Below are 23826 nucleotides of genomic sequence, written 5' to 3' on the forward strand. Positions count from 1 at the left end.
ATCTCCTTTCCTAGCTGCTAGGAGAGGTTTTTTTGTAAGAAGGGGCTACGATGCTCAGGGCTAGGGGCTAGGGGCTAGGATGCTCAGAGCTAGGGGAAGAAGGGGCTAGGGCGTGTTTTCTTGCCTCGTTGTATCCTAGAAAATAGGTAAAAATACGCGATTGCCTACGGCAGTGCGCTCCGCGCGATCGCAAGCAGTTAACGCTCATGAAGCGAGGAGACTTAAGTAACCCCTGCGTTTTAGCAGCTTTAATTTATTATTAATTCCCTCAACTATTCCATTGTTTGTTCTTTGTTCAAAATATCCTACTATCTCTGAAAACCACCTTTTAATAGTGTTTGCACTCTTTTTATAGTAAGGTTCTGCTTTTTTTAACCAATCAATAAGCGCAACAAAGCATGGTCTCGTTTGCCAGACAAAGAAGTGCGATCGCCAGCTAATTTAAAATAGAAGAGGATTTATGGACAATTTATTGATTTAAGCGTTGGAGAGTTAAAAATAATTTTGTCGCAGCAGCAAACCATCCTGGTAAGTTGACAAATCGCTACTTGCTGTCCAGATGTCAAAAGCCTACCATCTTGTCCTGAGAATGACAATAGCGGCGCGAAAATTGTAACTTTTAGCAACTTTACATTAACTTTATATTAAACCTATTTACTTTCAGACATTTTCCTTAGAGGCTCTTAATTAGCAATCTTTAAACTCTTTAATATATTAGTACAAATAGATTAAGTGCCAGTATTTTCACTCAAAAGGGTGAAGCTTAACCGCCACGCCATCATCGAATATAATAGTAGGCTCTATTGAATGACAACGAGGCACAAGCTTTGATTTCCCAAGAGTTCCTACAAAGCATCGCCGCCTCGCGCGGCATCAGACCAGCAGAATTAGAAGTGCTGTCCCTCTCACTATCAGGCATCTCCACCACTGAGATCGCCTCCCAGTTGGACATCAGCGAGGACTTAGTTCGCAAAAGACTCAGCAGAATTTACATTAAATTTGAAATCGAAGGACGAGGCCCAGTCAAATTCGCCAAACTGCAACAGCTACTCCACAACCTCTATCAAACTCATCTCGCCTCCGAAAGAGAACCCAAAATTGGGGTAATTGAGACGGGCTTGACAGATAACAACTCAGATTTACAAATAACAACTCATCCCTTAAATCCGTTACATAATCCGTTGCCAACTTCCTCCACAACTCACAATTCCCAGATTTTAAATCGAATAGATTGGAGTGAAGTCATAGATGTGTCAATTTTCTACGGCCGAGCAGAAGAATTAGCACAATTAGAACAGTGGATTGTCCGAGATAGCAGCCGCTTAATAGCAGTCGTCGGATTAGGAGGAATTGGCAAAACAGCACTTCTAACCAAACTAACACAACAAATTCAATCCTACTTTGATTGTGTCATTGGGCGAAGTCTCCACAACGCCCCGCCCCTAGAAAGTATACTAGCAGATTTGCTTAAATCCCTATCTCATCCTCACGAACCCGAACTGTCAGAAAAAGTAGATGAAAGAATCGTACAGCTAATTTCTTATTTGCGCGATCGCCGCTGCTTACTGGTACTCGACGACGTGCAAGCTCTCCTCCGCAGCAATGACGTTTACGGTCGCTACCTTCAGGGATATGAAGGGTATGGCGCACTTTTTAGGCGAATTGCAGAAGAACAGCATCAAAGCTGCTTAGTTCTCATTAGTCAAGAAAAACTGAGAGAAATTTCCCTGTTAGAAAATCCATCGCGCTCCATCCATTCCTTAAAATTAGAAGGATTGAAACCCGAAGATGCTCAGCAAATATTACTAGGGAAAAATTTAACAGGAAAACAATCTTGGCAAGAGCTAATTCAGCATTACCGAGGCAATCCTTTACACTTAAACCTGATTGCAGCAACGATTGAAAATATCTTTAACAGAGACGTTGGTGAATTTGTAAAATTGAAAACTACCGTCAGCAATACCGGAATCCTAGACGAGCCATTCCAGCGACTATCAGCTTTAGAAAAACAAGTCATGCAATGGCTGGCTAAGGAAGACAAAGCCCTGTCATTTCAACAATTGCGAGCTAAAATAGAAGAAATAGCAACTTCAGACTTAATTGAAGTCTTGGACTCGTTAGGAGGAAGGTATCTGATCGAAAAAGTCAAAAGCAAAGATACAAACGAATTCCTCTTTACCTTACAACCAGTTATTAAGAAATATGTCACAAAATATCATTTCTCATCCGCGCCGAAATTGTAGGGGCGGTGTCCCCGTACCCGCCCTAACACTAACATAGCAATCACGGGGGATTGCCCCTACAAAAATTACACACACAACTTAACCTACTTTTTTATGTGAGCTACTGCATAAACCCTGACTGCAAACATCGCCAAAATCCTGACAACTTAGAGTGCTGTCAAGATTGTGGTACTCCCTTGCTTATTAATCAGTGTTATCAACTCATTAAACCTCTACGTCCCCTAGACTCCCGAAATTCCACCGATATTTTTGAAGTCTACGATCGGGGAACTAAGAGAGTAATGAAAATTTTAAACTATGGCAATTCCCAATTAGTCGAGATGTTTGAACGGGAAGCCTTAACTTTGCAGCAACTAAATCATCCCGGAATTCCCAAAGTAGAAATAGACGGCTATTTCACTTTTACACCCCGCCATAGTTCCCAGACACTTCACTGCTTAGTCATGGAAAAAATTGAAGGTCAAAATTTAGAGCAGTGGCTAACTCAAAACAAACCTATTTCTCAATCTCTCGCCCTCAAATGGCTGAGGCAATTAATAGAAATTCTCGACGCAGTACATCAAAACCATTTCTTCCACCGCGATATTAAACCCTCTAATATTATGCTAACTTCCCAAGGTCAATTAGTTTTAATTGATTTTGGAACAGCTAGGGGAATTACAGACACTTACCTCTCAATTTTGAGAGGAGGATTAAATGCTACTACAGTTATTTCAGGAGGTTACACCCCTCCCGAACAAATTAATGGCAAAGCCACACCGCAATCAGACTTCTACGCTTTAGGGCGAACCTTCGTTCATTTACTAACAGGTAAAGCTCCTACTGACCTACCCATTAATCCTACAACAGGTCAGTTAGTTTGGCGAGATCGAGCCTTGCAAGTTTCACCCCCATTTGCGGATTTTATTGATGAATTGATGGCTGCCATACCAGCCGACCGCCCCAGAGATATAACTGCTATTTTGCGATACTTAACGGCAAAAAATCTCTTTGTGCGAAGCCTGTGGTGGCTGGTGAATTCTCGCAGATTTCAACATCGAGTTGGTCTGTCAATTACTCTAGCAGTTCTTGGTCTAGGAATTTATCGACTGTCATTTCCCTGGATTGCTCAACACTACTACGAACAGGGATTAATTGCTCAACAATCTCAAGAATTAGACCAAGCTAAAAACTACTATGAAACAGCTTTAAAATTCAATTCCAAAGATTCTAAAATTCATAATAATATCGGATTGATTTGCAAAGCTCAAAAGGATTTTATTTGTGCGGAAAATCAGTATAGAAAAGCTCTGGAGATTAACCCTTTTAATCCTGTTGCTGTCTACAATTTGGGAGGGTATTATGATGATTTAGGAGATTTTGAAAAAGCTGAAATTCAATACCGACTTGTCATGCAGTCAGACAGAGATGTAGCAGCGAATGCCGCTAGTAACTTAGCCCGCCTCAAAATTTTGCAGGGAGATAGTGAAACTGCTATTAAATTTAGTTTGCAAGGATTACAAAAAACTAACCAGCTTCAAGTGCAATCTGCTTTATACAAAAACCTTGGCTGGGCACGTTTTATGCAAACTGACTACGCCCAAGCGGAGACTGACTTGCGACGGGCAATTCAGTTAGATTCAAAGCGAACAGATGCTTACTGCTTGTTAGCACAGGTATTAGAAGTTCGGGGTGACAAAAAAAGTGCCTTAGCAGCCTGGAAAAATTGCTTGGATGACAGCAACTCCCCAAATCGGCTGGAGGTCAAGATTTGGCAAACTATGGCAATTCAGCGCATCAATGAGGCTCGCTAGTGCTATTTTAGATGAGAACGTATCACAGCTATTATGTTAAGAAATATTACAACAAGTAAATTTTGGCGTAAAAATAACGGTTAATTCCTGAGAGCTAAGTTGAAGGATTCAAACATGGCAGTTATGAAACGTCAAATATCTACTTCATTAGCTCTAGGATTACGGTTATTAGTTCTAAGTCTCACCTTAGCCAGTATAAATTGGAATCAGACTACAACACTGCTATTAGCAGAAACAATTCCTAACACTTCCGAAGTTAATGTATTAATTTCACAAACAAAGACAAATTGCGATCCCGAAAATGGCTGTCCTGAAGATCCTCGCGGCTCTATTGCAAACCCTAATACTCCCTATATTATCAGCCCGTTTGATGAGACAAATTTGCTTAATGACAAACCTTCAATATCGTGGCACGCCGTCCCCGGTGCAATTAATTACACTGTGCGTTTGAGAGATATAAAAGGTTCAGGCTTAGACTGGGAAAGAACTGTTGATAACTTCTCTACATTGGATTTAGGTGAAATTAAAATGCCTTATCCAGATGATGCAGCCGCTTTACAACCAGGAAGCAAATATAAACTAATTGTTGAAGCTAGGAGTCAAGCCACCCAGAAGCGTATAGAAGCTGGAACGGCACAATTTAGAATGTTGAGCAAAGAGGATATCGAACAGTTAAGAGAGGCTATTGAAAAAATAGATAAATCTAATTTTTCTAAAGAGGAGAAGGCATTTCTGTTGTCTGATATTTACAAAGATAAAGAATTAAATGCTGAGATGCGAGAAATGCTGGAAGGATTGGTAATAGCAGGCAGTAAAAAAGCTAAAATTTATCGTCTTTTAGGTGATCTCTATCGGCGGCAAGGATTAATTGATTTTGCCAAATCTCGATATGAAATAGCAGTCAGGTTGGCAACAACTGCACAAGATTCTAAAGAATTAGCAGCAGCACAAGCCGGGCTGAATAAAACTAATGAATTACTCAAAAAACGTAATGGTATAACTCCTTAATGACGAATCAAAGCCAGCTTCCCACTAAAATGAATGGAGCCCAGTAATAAGGATGAGCATACTTCTTGTAACCTTCTTTATTCTCAGGGTTTTTCAAGAAAGAAATTTGCGCTTTTCGCAGCGCTTCAGCTTTAGTTAAACCAGCCTTTAAACCCCGATAAAACTCACCCATCAACAAAGAAGTAGATTTGTCACTCACATTCCACAAACTTGCCAGCGTACTCCGAGCACCTGCTTGTACTGCGACCCCTGCAATACCCAAACCGGCTCGTTTATCTCCTGTTGCTGTTTGGCAAGCGCTGAGGACAAGTAACTCAATAATATCGCGGCTGCTTTCGGTTCTACCCCTCAATAAACGGTCTAATTGCCTAATATTAATCCGAGTATCATGGGCTAGAATTACTGTTTGTTCGGGGTTAGAACTGAAGATGCCATGAGTCGCAATATGAAGCACTGGAAATGTAGAAGTAGTAACTTTATTTTGAAAACGCGCTTTAGTAAAATCTTCATTGTAAAGTATTTCACTTTTTACTGTATTTTTTCTAATTTCATCTAATTCAGGTTTGATATTAATAAGTTCCTCAAAATAGGGTTCTTCTTGTTTAAAACTCGGCCCTTTACTAACGCCAGCAATTAAAACTCTTGATTGTTGCCAAGGTAAAAATTTAGGTTCCAGACTGCGAGCGCCTAAACTCACGGTAATGCTATACTTTTCTACCAAGTACTGATTGTCTTCATCTTGTAATAAAGCCATAGGAATACTTTGCAGTTCGCTGTCCAGTACAAATACCAATGTGCCTGTTTTTGGCAAATAACTTTTAGCAGGAGCAATTAACAGTTGATAAAGTTTTTGAGAACTAGATAAAATATCTGTAGAGGCGTTGTTATTAGGTATAAAATTTTTGTTTTGTAGGGTACTTCGCAAAGTTTTGACTGTACTTTGAAATTCCTGCCAATCAACACTGTAATAGTGGTATTGAGGCAAGTTATTTGGTTGGCCAAGGCTGACAATAACTTCAACTTTTTTCTGATCTTCTAAGGCAATTATATAGAAGACTGCATCGGGCAGAGTATTAACTTTACTTAACGAGATTAAGCCCAGAGAGCTACATTGTAGAAAATTTTGTAATTCTGCAAATTGAAGCTGTCCAATTACTTCCGTTACTCGCTTAAGTCTGTCTTGATTGAGTTCCGATTGCAAGAGCAAACGAATTAAATCATCATAGACTGGTTTGACGTTCTCCCGAAAGGAAAATTGCACGTCGGGATTGATGGATAGTAAATCTTGACGTACTGGTTCAAGAGTATTCACAGCAATATTATAGGCTGCGATCGCATCTGGCATCCTTCCAGTTTTTTCGTAAATATTTCCTAACTGATATTGCCACTTATACGCAATATCGTTAGCTTGAATTGATTGGGATAAATATACTGCTTTTTCCGTCGAACTTTCAGCTAAAGAGAGTTGATTTATTTGTTCATCTTTATACAGCTTGCCAAGGACACCATAAGCATAAGCTTCTGCTCGTTGATTTTTTAAATCTTTAGCCTGCTGGAGGGCATCTTTGGCGTATTGGATAGCCACAACTAATTGCTCGTTGGGCTTGAGATTGAGCTTTCCCAAACTAATCGCTAAGTTAAGTTTGGCATAAATTGACTGAATTGGTGGCAAGTTTGAAAATAAAGTTGAACTGTTAAAAATTTCATTAACTTGAGGTTGAATTTGAGACTGAAATTGAGCTAGTTTACGTTTAATTTCTGGGATATCTCTGCTCTTCAGTTCTGCTTCTAACCAATCTGCGATTTCTATTAACAAACTCAAGCGATTTAGTTTTGATTGCAGTTGGTTTGCAGTCGCACCATCGCTTGCTTCTTGATATAATCTTAAAGATTGCTCGGCTTTTTCAATCGCATCTATTCTATCGCTTGACAATTCTGTTCTTTCGTATGAATTTCGCATTCGGTTGTAAAAACCTCGTTTGGTATTTCCATAGCTAAGTAAACCGACACTAACTTCTGGAAACAAATTCAATGTTCTAGCCATTTCTAAACTCTTTTTCAAAACCTCTTCAGAGTTATCTATGTTGCCAATTATCCGTAAAACATCACCGAGATTTTGCAATCCAATTGTTACTACTTTAGAAGTATCTAATTTTCCCAGAGCCTGTTGCAGAAATTCCCTTTGTTGTTGACTCTTAATGTCTGTTTCATTGGGCTGTTTACAGGCAAGATTATCTTGATAGTCAAGCTTTACGGCTGTCAGTAAAATATGACAAGCACGGCGATATTGTCCTAATGCTTGTAAAGCAATACTTTGATTAATTTGACTGCCAGCTATTCCCTCTTTGTCGCCTAATTGCGTGTAAGCTTCTGTAGCTTGTTCCCAAATTTGTAGCGCTAACTCGGCTTTCCCTAATGCTAATTGTTCATGTCCCGTGACTATGAGATTCTGAGCTTTACTACGTAGTTGTTCAGACACATTTGAGGCAGAAACAGGTGATAAACCTACATTGTTAAATTGACCTATTAGAACACAAATAAAAGCTATGAATGCTCCTAAAAATAGATGGTTTAGAAGGGATTGCACGCTGCGTGAAAATAGAGTTTTTTTTCTTGCCATGTTTTTTATAAAAAAGTTTTTGGTTACTAATTAAGTGGTTCTTTTCGTCCATTACAAGTGGGTGTGAGTGACCAAAAACTATAGGGTGTAACGACAGGTGCATCGGCGACAAGTTCCACTTGACCGCTAGCATTAATTACCCATCCTTGAGCTTCCACAAGGCGATCGCTACTGTTTTCAGAATTGCCATTGACGACTGAAGAATTTTCTGTACTTCTAGTAATTTGACGCTCATCTACCCAACCTGCACTACTGTTAAGTGGTTCGCTGGGACTCGGTGGTTGGCCGCCGCGCCCAACATTAATAAATCTGCTGATTTGCGGGTTTCCTGTCGAACAGCGGCGATCGATTAAACTGGCAACATCTACAGGAGTTTGTGGCAAAACGAGTAAGGTAGAAGTGGGGTTAATATCAGGCGTTTGGATATCTATTGTACCGCTCAACTCAGGGGTTCCCCCAGTGGCGGTAATGTCGCTGTTTAGGGTTTGTTGCGATCGCCCCTCCGTACCAAAAATACCTTGTGCGTTAATAAATACTTGTCCCCCTCTAGCTTCTTCGGAATTCGCGCTGATGTCGCTATTTTCTAATGCTGCTAAGACTCCTGTATCAATGGTGATATTACCACCTGTAGCTGAACCTCTAGCGTTAGTAGTAATGTTACTGCCTCGGCGTAGTTGCAAGTCCTGAGCTTGTAAGCGAATATTACCAAAATTACCAGCAGAAGTTGTCGCTTTCAGCGCTCCATTATCCAAGCGAATAGAGTCCGCATTTACTATCAAATTACCTGCCGATCCTGAACCGTCAGCGCTGACAGTAACTTGGGCTTCATCCTGAACAATCAACTGCCCTGCTTGAACATTCAAGTTTCCCCCCGCACCTGTAGCATCTTTCCCCGTACTAGCAAATAAACCGCTAGGAGAACCTTCATTATTGCCAATGATGTTTGTACCAAACAAGGAAACTCGCTGGTCAAAATTGGGATCTATACCGGAGATAAGAATTTTGTCAGCGGCATTAATTGTTAAATTTCCCGCTCGTCCGCTACTGCCGGTGGTCGCAATTATCTGTCCGCCACCAGTAGCATCAAACCTATTAGCATTGATAGTAATATTGCCCCCATCGCTATTATTTAGGGTTTGGGCATTAACGACTGCTCCATTTGAGACTCGAAAATTATTTGTATTTACTGTAATATCTCCGCCTTGACCCGTTCCTTTTGATTCTGTTGGAGTGAACAATCCACTTGATGATAAGTCGGAGCCTACGCCATCAATATTAACGAAATCAGCAGCGTTCACCACAATATTGCCAGATCGTCCTTGCCCTTCAGTTCTGACGATCGCTACAGCACCATTCGTGACTGAAAGGGAACCAGTAGAAATGCTAATATTTCCTCCATCGCCAACCCCTGTCAGCTTGACGCTGCTATACACGCCAGAGGACTGTTGAAATTGAAGTAGTTCCCCATCTGGCAAAGTAATCTCTTGCAAGGGCCCTAACCCATCTAAGATTGTCCGATCGCGGACAAAAAGATTGATATTACCTGCATTACCCTGTCCTTGAGTGCTGGCTGTAACTAAACCACCATTTGTCATCGCCACAGAACCACTGGAAATATTAATATTCCCTCCATTGCCGATCGCATCATTCGCTTCCGCTCTGCTGTAAATGCCGCTGGAGATGTTGTTGCTACCTGCGCCATCAAAAGAGGTGGCATTGCGAATGTGGAGATTCACATCACCAGCGTTTCCCTGTCCTAAAGTGCTGGCTTTAATGAGCGCTCCATTTGTTAAAGAAAGGCTATCGGTTGTAATGTTAATACTACCGCCTTCACCAATCGCCTCGGATTCAACGAGGTTATACGCGCCTGTGGATTCGTCGTCGTTGCCCACTCCGTCAAACGAAATAGCTCCTGTAGCGTTAATTTCAATATTTCCTGCTTGATTGCCAGCCGCGCTTACCCCTGACTTAATGCCTGCTAAAAGCCTGCTCCCTCCTGCCAAGTTCAAATTCTGAACACTAATCGCAATGCTACCGCCGCCGCCAGCACGCACGTCTACTGTGGCACCGTTTGTCAGAAATACGTCGCCTCTCGCTACCTCATCTGGAAAGCTTAAACTTAGATTATTACTATCCCAATTGATCCCAACTGTTCCCCTTCCCCTTAAGCTGCCCAACTCAACTCTACCTCCCGGAGCCTGCAAATTTCCGCCATCTAATCTCACATCGCCACCTACGATCGCGATGGTTTTGCTAGGTAAAACTTGGAGTCCGACAATTTGACCGTTGCTATCGATCGCCCTAGATTGATTGACGATGCTGCCGGGATTTGAACCGTATTGCAAGCCAATGGGTACGTTTACTCTGAGCAAAGAGGAAGTTTGATTGGGAGCGATCGCGCTAAATTCTGTCCCGTCGGCCAGCTTGATAGCCCTCGCTGTACTCGCCAAAAAGGAGCCACCAATATTTAAGCTAGCGTTGGGGCCAAAAATAATGCCGTTTGGGTTGAGGAGAAATAGGTTAGCAGTGCCGTTGGCTTTGAGGATGCCGTCAATATTAGAAATCGAGCCTCCTGTCACTCGCGTGATGATATTCTGAACATCTAGGGGGTTATTGAAGTAGGCTGTGCTGCCTGTGCGGACGGAAAACTCTTTGAAGCTGTGGAAAAGGTTGTCACCGCCTCTAGTTCCTCCTGCGATCGAGAGGGTGTTGCCAGCAGGGGTGACAGTGGAATTGACTGGTAGAGTTGCGTCTGGGACAATTTGCGCTCTTGTCGGATTAGCTTGGCCCAAGTAGCACAAGGTTATGCTGCTAAAACTCCAGAATAGAATGCCACCCTGTTTCATCAACTTACTGCAAATAATTTATTGTCAAATTATCATATTACTGGTCTTCTACAAGCCGTTACCCTCGCACGCAATTCATAAAGGCGACTGTTTCGACTTCTGTTGGCAGTGCCGCACCATCCACTTCATCCATTCGGCTGTTAATTTCTAGGCAGTATAAATGTATCTCTGAAGATTGCTATTTACCGGACTTTACAAAAAAGCGAAGTGGAAGAGTATTTTTTTCGGGCTGCCAGAATGCTCATGCAGAGCGATCGCTTACCTTTAAAATCGACTAAATGCCACAAAAACACTATGCGCCCCCTGAAATGGCGCATCCAACCCATGCGATCGCAAACCAGAAACCGTTTGGAGGTGCAGCCCGAACAGCTTGTTAAGGCGATCGGCTTTTTGAAGTGAGGCGATCGCCTTGACAACTTTTGGATTAAACAGACTTTCTGGGAAAGTTATAACTTCAGTTCCTTCTCTCCTAGTTAGGGTGATAAGTAATGCTTATTTGAATAAGTGAAGCTTCGCGGAACTTATATTGCCCAGTTGAGAGTTGCGATCGCACAAATAAATGGATAAATTCACCCGTCAATGTGCCAGTAGCGATCGCGCCTGATTGGTTATGCCATTTAGTCGTGAAATTAGCCAATCCAGAGCCAACAGTAGAACCACCGAAACAGCAACAACAATTTACCCCATACAAGAACATCACCCTACGTAGGTGCTAGGGGAAGAAGAGGTTAGGGGTAAGAAGGGGTTAGGGTTGGGGGCTAGGGATTACAAAGCGTGATGCGATCGCCAAATCCAGAAACTAAGGGACAGCAGCAGCGACAGAGAACCCAAAAGGCGGAACATCTGGCCCAAAGATGAGCAGAAAAGGTGCGATCGCCAGGTATTGACCCCAGCCGGTTGTCCTTGAAACCACTGACTGTTAACCAGTAACTCTTAATAGGCAATATTCCTGATAAATTAAACAGGTTGCATTTCTGCGGAACTAATGGCAATTTCCATTACCTGGCTAACCTCGTTAACCCCAAAATTTTTGTTGTCGCCTCTGCTGGCCACAGCAACAGAGGCAGAACCCTCAATGGTACTTGCAGGAGTGCTCTTGAGTTTAGTTGTGATTTACCTTGCCAGCAAAGTTGGCGGCGAGTTATCTAATGCGCTAGGTTTCCCCCCTGTATTAGGCGAATTAGTTGGCGGCGTACTTGTAGGAATTTCCGCCTTACACCTGCTGGTATTTCCCGAAGGAGGGGTAAATAGTTCTGATTCTATAATCATGGACTTTCTTCAGCTAACTGCTGGTTTGAGCCCCGATGCAGCAGGGGCGACTTTTCAACTCCAGAGTGAAGTCATCTCCGTCTTATCAGAATTGGGCGTGATTATCCTGCTGTTTGAAGTAGGTTTGGAGTCAAATTTAAAGGAATTACTAGCAGCGGGAGCCCAAGCAACCATTGTCGCTTTTGTAGGAGTAGCAGTACCTTTTGCTGCGGGTACTGTGGGTTTGATGACGCTGTTTGGAGTACCTGCTATCCCCGCAATTTTCGCAGGTGCAGCCTTAACGGCCACAAGTATTGGCATTACTTCCAAGGTTTTATCTGAATTAGGTAAACTCACTTCTAAGGAAGGTCAAATTATTGTTGGCGCGGCTGTAATTGATGACGTTTTAGGTATCATCGTGCTGGCTGTGGTGGCTAGTTTGGCTAAAACTGGTGAAGTAGATGTGACGAATGTCATTTATCTGATTATCAGTTCCACTGTGTTTCTAGTGGGGGCAATTCTGCTAGGAAATGTTTTCAATAAATCCTTTGTGGCGATCTCAGATCGAATTAAAACTCGCGGCGGATTGGTAATTCCTGCCCTAATTTTCGCCTTTATGCTCTCCTACATTGGTGCTGCTATTCACTTAGAAGCAATTTTAGGAGCTTTTGCTGCTGGTTTAGTCTTTGACGAAACAGATAAACGCAAAGAACTACAAAGGCAAATAGAACCGATCGCAGATGTCATGGTGCCTGTTTTCTTTGTCTGCGTTGGTGCTAAAACTAATTTGGGTGTACTTAACCCAGCAGTTCCAGCTAATCGAGAAGGTCTGATCGTCGCAATTTTCCTAATTGTAGTTGCGATTTTGGGCAAAGTTGTTACTGGTGCAGCAGTTTGGGGTCAAGGGAATATTAATCGTTTAGCGATCGGCGTTGGTATGATTCCGCGAGGCGAAGTTGGTTTAGTATTTGCAGGAGTCGGTTCTGCCAGTGGAGTAATCTCACCACCTTTGGAAGCTGCGATTATTATGATGGTCATCCTCACAACGTTTTTAGCGCCTCCGCTGTTGCGAATCGTGTTTAAGGAGGGGGCAGGTGAGGTGAAGTCGGAAACACCTGTTTAAAGCTGCATTTTGTAGGTGGGCGCTGCAAATTCCCTCCTGGTACGAATAGCAGTCTGTAGTCTGTAGGGTGGGCGCTGCTAGGACTAGACCCTGGCGTGAGAAATATTATATTAGCAGCGCCCATCTTACCCAGCACCCACCTTACTTAGATTACAGCGTGAGAAATATTGTATTAGCAGCGCTCACCTGACTATTGACAGAATTTAACCGCACCGCAACCATCACCCCCGAAGGGGTGGGAGTGTCAACACTCAGGATAAAATAACTACGTGCAGGTAAAATGGTTGTGCAGATTGGCTTCAACAGAACCGCACGCAGCAAGTCTTGATAGGAAAATGAAACATACTATTTCGGTTTTGGTTGAAGATGAAGCGGGTGTCCTCACTCGAATTGCTGGTTTATTTGCCCGTCGGGGTTTTAATATTGAGAGTTTGGCTGTTGGCCCGGCGGAGCAAGGCGGGTTTTCTCGGATTACGATGGTAGTACCGGGAGATGACCGGATTATTGAACAACTCACTAAACAGCTATACAAGTTAATTAATGTGCTGAAAGTGCAGGATATAACGGAAATTCCTTGTGTCGAGCGAGAATTGATGTTGATGAAGGTTAATGCTACTAGCGCGACGCGATCGGAGATTGTGGAATTAGCTCAAATTTTTAGAGCAAGAGTGGTGGATATTGGCGAAGATTCCCTGACTTTGGAAGTAGTGGGCGATCCGGGTAAAATGGTGGCAATTGTTCAGGTGTTAAATAAGTTTGGCATTAAAGAAATTGCTCGAACTGGTAAGGTTTCTCTGACGCGGGAATCGGGGGTAAATACTGAGTTTCTTAAGTCTTTGGAAGCGAAGGTTTGATTTTTTAACGGTTAACTGTTAACTGTTAACGGTTAACTGTTAACTGTGTTCAGGGAGAGTTGGAGCAGGTTTCCTGAATCTCTCATCCAATCTTAATTTTCACTCTCCCATCTACTACTAATAAATTCAGCAATTTAGGTGATTATAGCAACCGCCAAGACAGTTAGGGCACTCGCTTATAGCCCAAACCATTGATTCTCTTCCCCTCTTTCCCATCTCCCTCATCTCCCCCATCTCCCTCTCCCCTTCTTCCCCTAGCCCCTAGCCCCTAGCCCCTAGCCCCTAGCCCCTCTTTTAACCGCCACTGACGGGAGGGATAAGGACGACTTCATCGCCGTTTTGGAGGATAGTTTCAGGTGTGGCAAATTCCAGATTAACTCCAAAGCGAGTGCGATCGCGCCACTGTTCTAATTTGGGATGTTCTGCGATCAAACGTTCTAAGACTTGAGAGACAGAGGTTTGTGAGGGAATTTCTAACTGTAATTCCGGCTTACCGTAGACTTCTTGGTAAACGGCGAAGAGTTTAACAGTAATAGTTATCTGTGAGTTGGGCATTCTGCGATCGCGTTTAAGAACTATATTAATTTTAAAGGCGATGGCAACCAGGAAGCCACTCCCTATTTTTCTCCTCTGTAGGATACAATCAACTCTTTGATTTTTTTGACCTGATAGCTCATGGCTAACTGGCGCAACTCTATAGCAAAGGGCATAAATTTCTCATCCAACTTTTCTAGCTGTTCGCTACGCTTGAGAATTTCTTTGAGGTTGCCCTTCATTGCCAACTCAAACAGGATCTCAATTTCCTCTTTGGGGGGAGGAACTAGAGAGACAGAAACCGATGGAGGAGCAGAGGAAAGGGACATAACGCTTACTTCTTCCTGCTGTCTTTCTTCATAAATCCATTGAATTTTCAAATACTTCTGTAACATCTCAAATAGTTCCTCTGCCTGCACAGGCTTACCGAGAAAATCATTCGCTCCGCCCTTTAAACTTTTATGCTGGTCAGTAGCAAATACGCTAGCAGATGAGGCAACGATTACCACATCTTTATATTCTGGCGAATGGCGAAGGCGGCGCATCATCTCAAAGCCATCTAGCACTGGCATCACCAAGTCAGAGATGATTAGATCGAATTTAAACTCCGCTGCTTTTTCTAAACCTTCTTGGCCATTTTTAGCCTCTATGATTTCAAATCCAAGGGGTTCCAACAGATTGACAATGACTGAGCAGTTTTCCCATTTATCATCGACGACTAAGATTTTCTGCTTCTTACCTTTGTAGCCAATAATTTTCCCTCCTTTGGCAATTGTGGCTGTATTCGCCCAATCTAGCGCTTCAGGTAAGTCTAAATCTAGCCAAAAAACACTTCCTGCTCCTAACTGGCTTTTCACTTGAATCTTACTACCCATCATTTGCAGAATTTTCTGACTAATTGCCAAACCTAGTCCCGTTCCTTCCGCCTGACGCTTGGTATTTCCTACCTGTTCAAATGGCAAAAATATTTTATCTAATTGGTCTGGTGTCATCCCAACGCCAGTATCTTCTATTTGAAAGCGGATTTTGTGGATGCGCGAGAGGGGCTTTTGCTTATTGTTTTGTACTCCTTCATTTGTCACAACTTCCAGATATTCTACCTTAAAAGTTACCGCTCCTGAGTCAGTAAATTTAATTGCATTGCCTAGTAAGTTAAGAAGTACCTGACGCAAGCGTTTTTCATCAGCGTGGATGCCAGTAGCTAGTTCAGAACTTGGTTGATAAACAAAGGTAATACTTTTTTGTTCGGCTCGAATGCGGCTGATTTCTGCTACTCCTTGCAGAAAGGAAGGAAAATGAAAATCTTTGGGGTATAGCTCTAATTTTTGTGCTTCAATTTTAGCCAGATCTAAGATGTCATTAATCAGGGTTAGTAAGTGGGAGCCACACTGGTGCATGATGTCGATGCCTTCGAGTTCTTTCGGAGCCATCGTTTTCGATCTTTGCAAGATTTGAGCATAGCCTAAAATGCCATTGAGGGGAGTTCTCAATTCGTGGCTCATATTTGCTAAAAATTCGGTTTTAGCTTGGTTGGCGGCATCAGCATTTTTTTTAGCTTCTGTGAGTTGGGCGGTACGTTCTTCTACACGAATTTCTAGTTCTGAATTTGTCTTTTCGAGCGCCTTAAAAGATTCTCGTAACTGCTGTGCCATTAGGTTAAAAGACTGACCGAGAACTTCTAGTTCTTTGATACCTTTAATTTCCACATTGTTGTCTAAGTCTCCACTAGCAATCGCTCTAGAAGCTGCACTTAAATGAAGAATTGGGTTAGTAATCCAGCGTGCGGTTAAGATGCCAAAAATGGTAGCTAATGTCAAAGCTCCCAAACATAATAAAATTGTTGTTTGGGTATTAGTATTAATTTGTTCCATGAAGTCTGTTTCAGGAACAGCCACTACGATTAGCCAGTCTAAACCGCGAGTATCTTGATAAGGCAGTGCTTGCAAGAATTGTCGTTTACCATCAAGCCAAAAGTCAAGTTGTTCTCGCTGGTCGATATGTTTGAGGTCGCCAAAGCGTTGTTGTAATTGCTGTATAGCAGAGCGCAATAAAGGATCGTTGCTGTTAGCTGCATTGATGCGTTTCGCTTGCCCATTTTCTACTAAAAATGGCTGTTCTAGGGTAGAACTAGCAACGATTAGTCCCGAACGCTCAATGATAAAAGTTTGACCGGAGCGACCGATTTTTATGCTTTTGAGGAAGTCACTAATTTGGGTGAGGAAAAAATGGTCTGCAAATACCCCAATCACTTCTCCGTTATTGTCAATTAGAGGAACGCTAGCCGGCAACACCATTTCTGGGAAAGCATGATAGGAAAACACTTCACCCCAGACTGGTTTACCTGCTTTCACGGCGGCCACGTACCAAGGTCTTGCCTCGATATTGAAGTTGGCTTTTTCCTGAACTAGAGCGATCCGTTTTCCGCTCTTGGTGATATCATAAAATCGAATACTACCTCCTGTAAGTTTACCTGCTTCCATGATTTGCAAGGCATCTTTTTTGGGTTTTAATGCACCAATAAACCCATTATATTTTTGACTGCCAAACATAATGGAGCCTGCGGTAGGAAATAGTTGTACTTGCTGTCCGAAGTAGCGCTCTAGGCTTGCCAAGTCTTTAACATTAAGGTAGCCTAGTCGCACTGCTTTTAGGTTGATTTGATTGACTAGATGGGGAGCTTCTAAATATTCGTTGAGTTTCTGATTGATGCGCTCGGAAACTTCGCTGCGGAGTTGAGTGGCGACATTATTAACAGCTTCTTGTCCGTTGCGTACTGACAACCAACCTGTGAGGCCCACAGCAGCAAAGATTTGCAAGATAAACGGTACGACTAGGATCAGACGTAGGGAAACTTCTTTTTTTTGGTAACGGTTTGATAATAAATTGGTTGCAGAAGTCTGTAACATTTATCAATGTTTCTCCAGAGATAATGGGTTGTGGGTTTACATTTTTCCCAGTATTTACTGAAACGAGGTTTAGGAAGTAAATCTTAAAAACTGCTCTATTTTTTATAGTGATTTTGTTAGCAGCCGCAGTGTTTTGGTAAGTATTACTACTTAAGGACTTCCCGCTCCCGCAATCGTAATTATAGCTATTTATGACGCTTATGAGCCTTGATATTGTTTCCAGAATTTGTAAAGTTTTATAGTAATTAGCAAACTAATTAGCAGTCTTATCTATATACATTGTCTGTTTACAGCTATCTGTAGGTTGTTCTTATTTTTACTTTACAAATTATCTTTAAGAGAGTGCAATCCAGGAAACTTGATATAATGTATAATTATAATATAGGCTCAAAAGTAAGCGCATCCGAAAGGTTGCAAGGGCGGCCGAATGCTGCTGCGCCTGGTAGAGGACTCAGGCGATCGCGCCACTGGTAGAGTCAGCAGACAATCAACTCCTGAAAAGTTATGTAACATTCACAAGAGTAAGTTTGATTTAATGAAGTAAAACTCAAGCTCAGAATTGTAGGAAGACTTGTGAAAATTGGTATAAGATTAATAGTGAATTGGGGATTATAGGTGAACTAATGGCGAGCAATGATTTTAAAGTTCTTCAAATTATAGAGGCTAAAGGTTGGTATGCTTTTGGCAGTACCAAACATAGCAATCACATTGAGAGATGGGTGAGGCCTGTGGTGTGTTGGGTGTTAATAGAAGATAAAAAAAAGCGTCGTATAGTTACTGCTACTACTAATTATCAAATCGATATTGATAATAAAGAGGTGGAGTTTTTCGCCCATGAAAGTGAGATCAGAGATGTAGAAAATCTTCCGAAGTCTGTCTCAGTATCGGAGTTTCTAAAGACGGAGGATTGAGGGGTAATGGCTAATTGCTAATTGCTAAGGGTAAGGTGGGCGCTCGCCGAAACCATATTAGCTACTCGTGACAAGATTTTTACGGCGATCGCCCACCCTACAAGTTATATAAGCATTTATTTATGTCGGACTACTTAATGGGTAATTGGTAATTACTAATTGCTAATGGGTAATATAGCGAGTGAATTTTGACTTCTGGGTTCTTTTGACTGACTCCCGTGACTCCCATTTCCTTTAAGTACCCTACAAATAGAAAGGGCGGAAGATGTTAGCCATAGCTAACACACTTCCGACCGCTCTGAATTAACAGGGTATGCATATCTGTCTTTTATTATTACAGGCAGGCTTTTGATTTCTCAAGTGGGCTATTGCAATTACCCACTTTTACGGAAAATCATTGCAATTCAAGGTATTCCCAGGAACTCCTATTTCCAATTTCAAACAACACTAGCAAAGGGTTGAGGGACTTCTGGGCGCATTCTTCGCCCTGCGATCGCCATCTTCACGCCGCCAGCGGGCCCTAAAGTTACGCCCCGACGCTTCGCACGCACGGGATGTTTATCGGCTAAGGCTAAGTTGTAATCGCGCAGGATTACGGCTAATACTAATTTCATCTCTAGTTGGGCTAATGCTAGCCCAATGCAGCGACGGGTTCCGCCGCCGAAGGGTAAATATTCGTAAGGGGAGAATTGCCTTTCTAAAAATCGTTCTGGTCTAAATTCCAGGGGATTTGGGTATAAATCCTCGCGGCGGTGTGTGAGGTAAATTGAGCCAACTACGGTTGTGCCAGGTTCAAGTTGATAACCCATTAATGAAACGGGTTCGCGCACTACTCGCGGAAATGTAAGCATTCCGACGGGATAAATCCGTAGGGTTTCATTGCAGACGGCGGTGAGGTAAGGTAGTCGGAAAATCGCCATTGGGTCGGGATTTTCGCCTAAACTGTCGATTTCTTGTAGTAATTTTTCGCGTACTGCTGGTATTTGGTGTATCCAGTAAAATGCCCAGGCTAAGGCGGTGGCGGTGGTTTCGTGTCCGGCGAAGAGTAGGGTTAGTAGTTCGTCTCGCAATTCTTCACGGGTCATGGGTTGCCCGTTTTCGTCGATCGCGCCCATCATTAAGCTGAGGATGTCGGTGCGATCGCACTCTGGTTGGGCTCTGCGTTCTTCTATTTCAGCAAATAGGAGTTCGTCAATTTGCCGTTGTCGCTGCATCATCCGCCCCCAGGGACTCCAAGGGCCTAAATCTTGCTGCATCCAGTCGAAAAATAGGATGCTAGAACTCAGGGGTGAACCTGTCATGTCTAGCATTTCGCCGAGAATTGGTCGGAGTTTTTGGAAGCGGGGCCCTCGATCTAGGCCAAAGACGGTGTGGAGGATGACGCGCATGGTAATTTCTTGCATGACGCTGCGGGTGGAGAAGGGTGTGCCGATCGCTTGGTTACTGATAACTTCGCTGGCGATCGCGCAAATTTTCTCGCTGTAATTCCGCATCCGATCTCCGTGAAAGGGTGGCATTAATAATTGCCGCTGGCGTTTGTGGCGATCGCCTGAAAGCAGAATCATCGAATTCTCCCCTAGCATGGGTTTTAAAATCCCGTTCGCCCTTCCAGGGGCCTCAAAAGCTGTGCTTGTGAGCATTTCCTGCATCCCTTGGGGGTTGCTAATCATTACGAAGGGATCTAGTTTTCCCCATCTAGTTGTAAAAATGTCGCCGTATTCTTTTGCATATCGATCCATATATGCCAATGGATCGCCGATCCATTGAATTAACTGCACGTAGGAGAAAGTTTTGGGGCCGTTAGGTAGTGTCATTTTGGTTACAGTTTTGTAATTGTTAGTTGTTAGTTGTTAGTTGTTAGTTGTTAGTTGTTAGTTGGTAATTGATGAGTGGTAATTGGTAATTGGTAATTGGTACCTTCCCCATCTTCCCTTCTTCCCCTCTCTACCTCTTTCCCTAGTCCCTAGCCCCTAGCCCCTAGCCCCTTCTTTAATGATGATTTTTTTGTAACAATCAAGTTATAGAATTAATTTTAAATTGATTTCATCCCAAATTTTAAGGTATTAAGGAATGACTGCAACTACTCCGAAGGCAACGTCAACAACTCCCGCTTTTTGCGAAGGTATCCAGTATTTTGGTGAGGCTGTGCCGGGTTTTGAGACTTATGGGAAAACTCCTGCGATCGCGGAGGGTGCTGGTGCGATCGCGGATGCTACCGATCCCGCCGCCGTCTTTCAAACTTTACTTGCTGCCGATGCTTTGCGCTACTTGACACTGCAAGTCACGGGAAGTAAAGCTTCTGGTCATCCGGGGGGTTTTGCTAGCCAAGCGGAGGCTTATGCAGCTTTAGTCATGCTGGGCCACAAAAACATTCTAACGGAAGTAGGGCATCACGCGCCAGGATTTTACAGTGCCATGTTTCTCGATCGCTCTTTGGAGGATATGGGCATTGAAACTGTGCAACAATTGCGCGATCGCTTTCGCGAACAGCACGGACTATTAGGCCATCTTTCCGGTTATATTCCTGGCATTTTAGCACCTGCTGGCCCCCTCGGTCAAGGGCAACATTTTGCTATGGCTGCTGCACTTTTACACCGCGATAAACTGTTTCCTTTCACAATGGGAGATGGTGGGATGGGGGAACCTTATCCTATGAGCAGTATGGCACATTTTCACACTGCTTATCCTAGCGTTACCAACTTTTTACCCGTATTAGTTTGGAACGGTTTTTCTCAGGAACATCATAGCATGGTTTCGACTAAAACTAATGCCGAAATGATTGCTTATTGGCAAGGAAATGGTTTTGAAGAAGTCATCTTAGTTGATGCTAAGGAGTTTGACGACAAGAATCAAGCGGGAGATTATATTGACAGCACTGCTTTTTCAATCGCACAACGGCTGGCCTTTACCCAGGCTGTTTTAGAGGCTGTCGATAAAGCTGCAAAATCAGCCTTGGGTGGTAAATTGACTGTATTTATCATCAAACAATTGAAAGGCGCAGGCGTTCACGCACGGGGTGCGAAATCGCACAATCTTTATCCCAAAGATACGCTGGAGAGTCAGCATATTATTGATGCTTTGAAAGGTCGTGCTTTATCTGTAGAAGCTTGGGAATTAGTACGGACAAACTGCGAACGTGCTGGCGGCGGCCCTGCTGCTAAAACTGCTGTTACTGAATTTCAATTACCCTTAGCAGATTTAGGAGAATTGCCTTTAGAAGAGTATACCGTTGGCGGTGAAGCCAAGGTTTCCACAACCGCAATGGGGCGCTTAGTTGGTAAAGTCGGAGAACGCGATCGCACTTTTATTGTTACCAATGCAGATGGCAATGAAGCATCAGGAATTGCCAACATTAACCAAGCCTTGAAGATTATTCATCCTACCACAGATGACTTATACAATCAATCACCAAACGGTCAAGTTTACGAACCATTGAGTGAAGATGCTTGTGCAGGTTTAGCCGTTGGCTTATCGCTAATGGGAGCGCGTAGTTTGTGGTGTTCTTACGAATCTTTCGCCATTAATGGCTTACCAATTTGGCAAACAGTCACCCAAGCAATGGCAGAATTACGGCGACCAACTCCGGCTACTATTACCTTATTTACTGCCGGTGCATTAGAACAAGGTCGTAATGGTTGGACGCACCAACGTCCAGAGATTGAAGCTTATTTTGCCGCCATGATGCGGAATGGCAATGTATTTCCTTTGTTTCCCCCGGATGCTAACAGCATTCAAGTCTGTTATGATTGGGCTTTAACAGCTAAGAATAAGGGAATTGTGATTACTGCCAGTAAGTCACCCTTGCCAATTCGTACCACCTTTGAACAGACAAAACAAGGTTTAGAAAAAGGTGGCGTTGTACTGCAAGAAATTGCCGGGAAGAAGACCGTTGTATTTGCCGCGATCGGCGATATGACACTAATTCCTGTATTTGAAGCAGCAGCAGCTTTAGAAAAAGAAGGTATCGGTTCTCGGATTATTTCTATAATTAATCCTCGGCGTTTGTACCGTTCTGCTGATGTTGCTTGGGATACTTGTTCGGAACCCGATGGCGGTTTTATCAGCGATGCGGACTTTGAGAAAATGTTTGACGGTGATGCGTTAATTGGCGTAATTGGTGGTGCATCGGGGATGTTGGAACCAATTATGTTACGGAGTAATAGCAAGCGTGATACTTTCGCCTGGAAACGGGGAGAAACTACCGCAACAGCAGGACAATTGATGGCCTTTAATGGGTTGACTGCTGAGGCGTTGAAAAAACGCGCTATTGAGTTAGCTGATTAAGTTATAATGTGAGTAAATACCCCTGCCTAGTTTTTACTAGGTGGGGTTAGCCAGATTCAAATAGGCTATAACTATGACAACACAACTTTTAGAAGAAATAGGTACGCTTACAGACCAGCGATTGGTTCTCCCCAGTTATTATACTTGGGAACAATTTGAGGCGATCGAACTTTTAATGGCGGATACGCCGGGATTGCGAATCACTTATTTAGATGGGTTTATAGAGTTTATGACACTTGGAGAACAACATGAAACTATCAAGAGTCTTTTAACTATATTTATAGCACTTTATTTTTTTGAGCAGGGAATTGAATTTATCCCCGTAGGAAGTGCAACTCGCAGAGATAAAGCAAAAGAGGTCTCATTTGAGCCAGATGAGTCTTATTATATAGGAGGAAAGAAAGAGCATCCCGATTTAACTCTTGAAGTAATAATTACCAGCGGTGATTTAACAAAATTGTTAAAGTACAAGCGATTGAGAATTACTGAAGTCTGGTTTTGGGAAAATAATCAGCTTTCTGTCTACCGACTTCGAGGTGATGATTATGAGCAAATTTCAAGAAGTGAGTTTTTACCGGAGTTGGATTTAGATTTGTTGGTGCGTTGTGTTTTAATGCCTTCAAGAATTGAGGCGAGGAATGAGTTTATCAAGGGAATTCGGCATTAGTAATGACGTTAAGTGGGAGTAGGTAAATGAATCTAATAATCCTACAAAATTCTAGCCGAATTGCGGATGAAGATAGATTTTCAACTTCAGCTTTAATTGTCATCACTACTAAAGTTGTAGGTTTCGCTACAGGTAAGTAAATCCACTTAATTAAATATAAGATCGGGATGGCTAAAAAGCTGACTGTATAAACATTCTTCCTTCTCTCTTAGATAACTAAAATTTTCTTCCTTCTTCCTTCTTCCTTCTTCCTTCTTCCTTCTACTTAGAACTGTAATTATTAAATAGGATGATATTAATTAAAACAGCCATCGCACTCGGTAGCAACCTGGGAGACTCCCTCGCTACCATTAAATCAGCCATCAAAACTCTGGATAAAACCCCAGGAATTAGCGTAAAATCGTACTCAAGCTGCTATCAAACCGCAGCAGTAGGGCCCCCACAGCCTGATTATATTAACGCCTGTGCAATACTCGAAGTTGAGTTAGAAGCGCAAGAATTACTAGCAACTCTATTGGAAATTGAAGCTAAATTTGGTCGTCAACGCCGCGAAAAATGGGGCCCAAGAACCCTAGACCTCGATTTACTATTATACGATAATCTAATACTAGAAACTCCGCCACTGGTGCTGCCTCACCCTGGGATGATAGAAAGAGCGTTTGTATTAGTACCTTTGGCAGAAATTGCTCCCGATTGGGTGCATCCAGTAACGGGAAGTACGATCGCACAACTGGTAAATAGTGTAGACTGTTCAGAAGTACGAAAATTAATATCGTAGATATTACCCAA

General features: G+C 42.7%; 17 protein-coding genes. 10 read left to right on the plus strand and 7 right to left on the minus strand.

The genetic code is table 11. From position 1 onward, the window contains the following. Positions 1-204 precede the first annotated feature (204 nt). On the minus strand, positions 205-441 hold the full coding sequence (locus OSCIL6407_RS32365; protein ID WP_407635881.1) for a transposase: 237 nt from the start codon (positions 439-441) through the stop codon (positions 205-207). 362 nt (positions 442-803) lie between these two features. On the opposite strand from OSCIL6407_RS32365, the gene OSCIL6407_RS0107205 reads away from it, so the two are divergent. From OSCIL6407_RS0107205 to OSCIL6407_RS0107215, 3 genes are all read left to right on the plus strand, one after another. Beyond that, the gene (locus OSCIL6407_RS0107205; protein ID WP_019487059.1) at positions 804-2243 is read left to right on the plus strand and encodes an NB-ARC domain-containing protein; all 1440 of its coding nucleotides are present in this window, start codon (positions 804-806) and stop codon (positions 2241-2243) included. A 95-nt stretch (positions 2244-2338) separates the two neighbouring features. Then, positions 2339-4036 (plus strand): protein kinase domain-containing protein, encoded by a 1698-nt coding sequence (locus tag OSCIL6407_RS0107210; protein ID WP_007353527.1) that lies wholly within the window; start codon positions 2339-2341, stop codon positions 4034-4036. Between the two features lie 114 nt (positions 4037-4150). Then, entirely contained in the window at positions 4151-5044 is an 894-nt protein-coding gene (locus tag OSCIL6407_RS0107215; protein ID WP_007353528.1) for a hypothetical protein, read from the plus strand. A gap of 7 nt (positions 5045-5051) precedes the next feature. Here OSCIL6407_RS0107215 and OSCIL6407_RS0107220 read toward each other — a convergent pair whose 3' ends face one another. Next, on the minus strand, positions 5052-7664 hold the full coding sequence (locus tag OSCIL6407_RS0107220) for a CHAT domain-containing protein (RefSeq protein ID WP_019487061.1): 2613 nt from the start codon (positions 7662-7664) through the stop codon (positions 5052-5054). A gap of 26 nt (positions 7665-7690) precedes the next feature. Continuing rightward, positions 7691-10465 (minus strand): two-partner secretion domain-containing protein, encoded by a 2775-nt coding sequence (locus OSCIL6407_RS0107225; RefSeq protein ID WP_234709935.1) that lies wholly within the window; start codon positions 10463-10465, stop codon positions 7691-7693. Positions 10466-10717: 252 nt separating this feature from the next. Between OSCIL6407_RS0107225 and OSCIL6407_RS0107230 the strand changes: the two genes are divergently transcribed. After that, positions 10718-10909: a hypothetical protein gene (locus OSCIL6407_RS0107230; RefSeq protein ID WP_019487062.1), complete on the plus strand. Its 192-nt coding sequence runs from the start codon at positions 10718-10720 to the stop codon at positions 10907-10909. 70 nt (positions 10910-10979) lie between these two features. Here OSCIL6407_RS0107230 and OSCIL6407_RS35270 read toward each other — a convergent pair whose 3' ends face one another. Further along, the gene (locus tag OSCIL6407_RS35270) at positions 10980-11147 is read right to left on the minus strand and encodes a hypothetical protein (protein ID WP_155523384.1); all 168 of its coding nucleotides are present in this window, start codon (positions 11145-11147) and stop codon (positions 10980-10982) included. A gap of 348 nt (positions 11148-11495) precedes the next feature. Here OSCIL6407_RS35270 and OSCIL6407_RS0107235 point away from each other — a divergent pair, with 348 nt between their 5' ends. Together OSCIL6407_RS0107235 and ilvN are read left to right on the plus strand one after the other, a co-directional pair. Next, complete coding sequence (locus OSCIL6407_RS0107235) at positions 11496-12881, plus strand: cation:proton antiporter (RefSeq protein ID WP_019487063.1); 1386 nt, start codon at positions 11496-11498, stop codon at positions 12879-12881. 335 nt (positions 12882-13216) lie between these two features. After that, positions 13217-13735, plus strand: a complete 519-nt coding sequence (gene ilvN, locus OSCIL6407_RS0107240) for an acetolactate synthase small subunit (protein WP_019487064.1) — start codon at positions 13217-13219, stop codon at positions 13733-13735. Between the two features lie 294 nt (positions 13736-14029). Here the strand turns inward: ilvN and moaD are convergent, their stop codons facing one another. Continuing rightward, positions 14030-14290 (minus strand): molybdopterin converting factor subunit 1, encoded by a 261-nt coding sequence (gene moaD, locus OSCIL6407_RS0107245; RefSeq protein ID WP_007353535.1) that lies wholly within the window; start codon positions 14288-14290, stop codon positions 14030-14032. 62 nt (positions 14291-14352) lie between these two features. After that, positions 14353-17175, minus strand: a complete 2823-nt coding sequence (locus OSCIL6407_RS0107250; RefSeq protein ID WP_019487065.1) for a hybrid sensor histidine kinase/response regulator — start codon at positions 17173-17175, stop codon at positions 14353-14355. A 623-nt stretch (positions 17176-17798) separates the two neighbouring features. On the opposite strand from OSCIL6407_RS0107250, the gene OSCIL6407_RS0107255 reads away from it, so the two are divergent. Next, on the plus strand, positions 17799-18086 hold the full coding sequence (locus OSCIL6407_RS0107255) for a hypothetical protein (RefSeq protein WP_007353538.1): 288 nt from the start codon (positions 17799-17801) through the stop codon (positions 18084-18086). Between the two features lie 437 nt (positions 18087-18523). Here the strand turns inward: OSCIL6407_RS0107255 and OSCIL6407_RS0107260 are convergent, their stop codons facing one another. After that, on the minus strand, positions 18524-19900 hold the full coding sequence (locus OSCIL6407_RS0107260; RefSeq protein ID WP_007353539.1) for a cytochrome P450: 1377 nt from the start codon (positions 19898-19900) through the stop codon (positions 18524-18526). A 256-nt stretch (positions 19901-20156) separates the two neighbouring features. On the opposite strand from OSCIL6407_RS0107260, the gene OSCIL6407_RS0107265 reads away from it, so the two are divergent. The 3 genes from OSCIL6407_RS0107265 to folK all read left to right on the plus strand — a co-directional run bounded on the left by OSCIL6407_RS0107265 (position 20157) and on the right by folK (position 23815). Continuing rightward, complete coding sequence (locus OSCIL6407_RS0107265) at positions 20157-22370, plus strand: phosphoketolase family protein (RefSeq protein ID WP_007353540.1); 2214 nt, start codon at positions 20157-20159, stop codon at positions 22368-22370. 73 nt (positions 22371-22443) lie between these two features. Further along, positions 22444-23037 carry a Uma2 family endonuclease gene (locus tag OSCIL6407_RS0107270; protein ID WP_007353541.1) on the plus strand — a complete coding sequence of 198 codons (594 nt, stop codon included), beginning with the start codon at positions 22444-22446 and terminating at the stop codon, positions 23035-23037. Between the two features lie 289 nt (positions 23038-23326). Continuing rightward, entirely contained in the window at positions 23327-23815 is a 489-nt protein-coding gene (folK, locus tag OSCIL6407_RS0107280) for a 2-amino-4-hydroxy-6-hydroxymethyldihydropteridine diphosphokinase (protein WP_007354093.1), read from the plus strand. Positions 23816-23826: the final 11 nt, after the last annotated feature.

This window comes from Kamptonema formosum PCC 6407 (assembly GCF_000332155.1).
Taxonomy (GTDB): domain Bacteria; phylum Cyanobacteriota; class Cyanobacteriia; order Cyanobacteriales; family Microcoleaceae; genus Kamptonema; species Kamptonema formosum.

Bases quoted from the DNA above. Each gene is read 5' to 3' on its own strand.
- OSCIL6407_RS0107260 (WP_007353539.1), bottom strand. From the start codon at position 19,900: ATGACACTACCTAACGGCCCCAAAACTTTCTCCTACGTGCAGTTAATT.
- moaD (WP_007353535.1), bottom strand. From the start codon at position 14,290: ATGCCCAACTCACAGATAACTATTACTGTTAAACTCTTCGCCGTTTAC.
- OSCIL6407_RS0107270 (WP_007353541.1), top strand. From the start codon at position 22,444: ATGACAACACAACTTTTAGAAGAAATAGGTACGCTTACAGACCAGCGA.
- OSCIL6407_RS0107265 (WP_007353540.1), top strand. From the start codon at position 20,157: ATGACTGCAACTACTCCGAAGGCAACGTCAACAACTCCCGCTTTTTGC.
- OSCIL6407_RS0107250 (WP_019487065.1), bottom strand. From the start codon at position 17,175: ATGTTACAGACTTCTGCAACCAATTTATTATCAAACCGTTACCAAAAA.
- OSCIL6407_RS0107220 (WP_019487061.1), bottom strand. From the start codon at position 7,664: ATGGCAAGAAAAAAAACTCTATTTTCACGCAGCGTGCAATCCCTTCTA.
- OSCIL6407_RS0107255 (WP_007353538.1), top strand. From the start codon at position 17,799: ATGGCGAGCAATGATTTTAAAGTTCTTCAAATTATAGAGGCTAAAGGT.
- ilvN (WP_019487064.1), top strand. From the start codon at position 13,217: ATGAAACATACTATTTCGGTTTTGGTTGAAGATGAAGCGGGTGTCCTC.
- OSCIL6407_RS0107215 (WP_007353528.1), top strand. From the start codon at position 4,151: ATGGCAGTTATGAAACGTCAAATATCTACTTCATTAGCTCTAGGATTA.
- OSCIL6407_RS0107235 (WP_019487063.1), top strand. From the start codon at position 11,496: ATGGCAATTTCCATTACCTGGCTAACCTCGTTAACCCCAAAATTTTTG.
- folK (WP_007354093.1), top strand. From the start codon at position 23,327: ATGATATTAATTAAAACAGCCATCGCACTCGGTAGCAACCTGGGAGAC.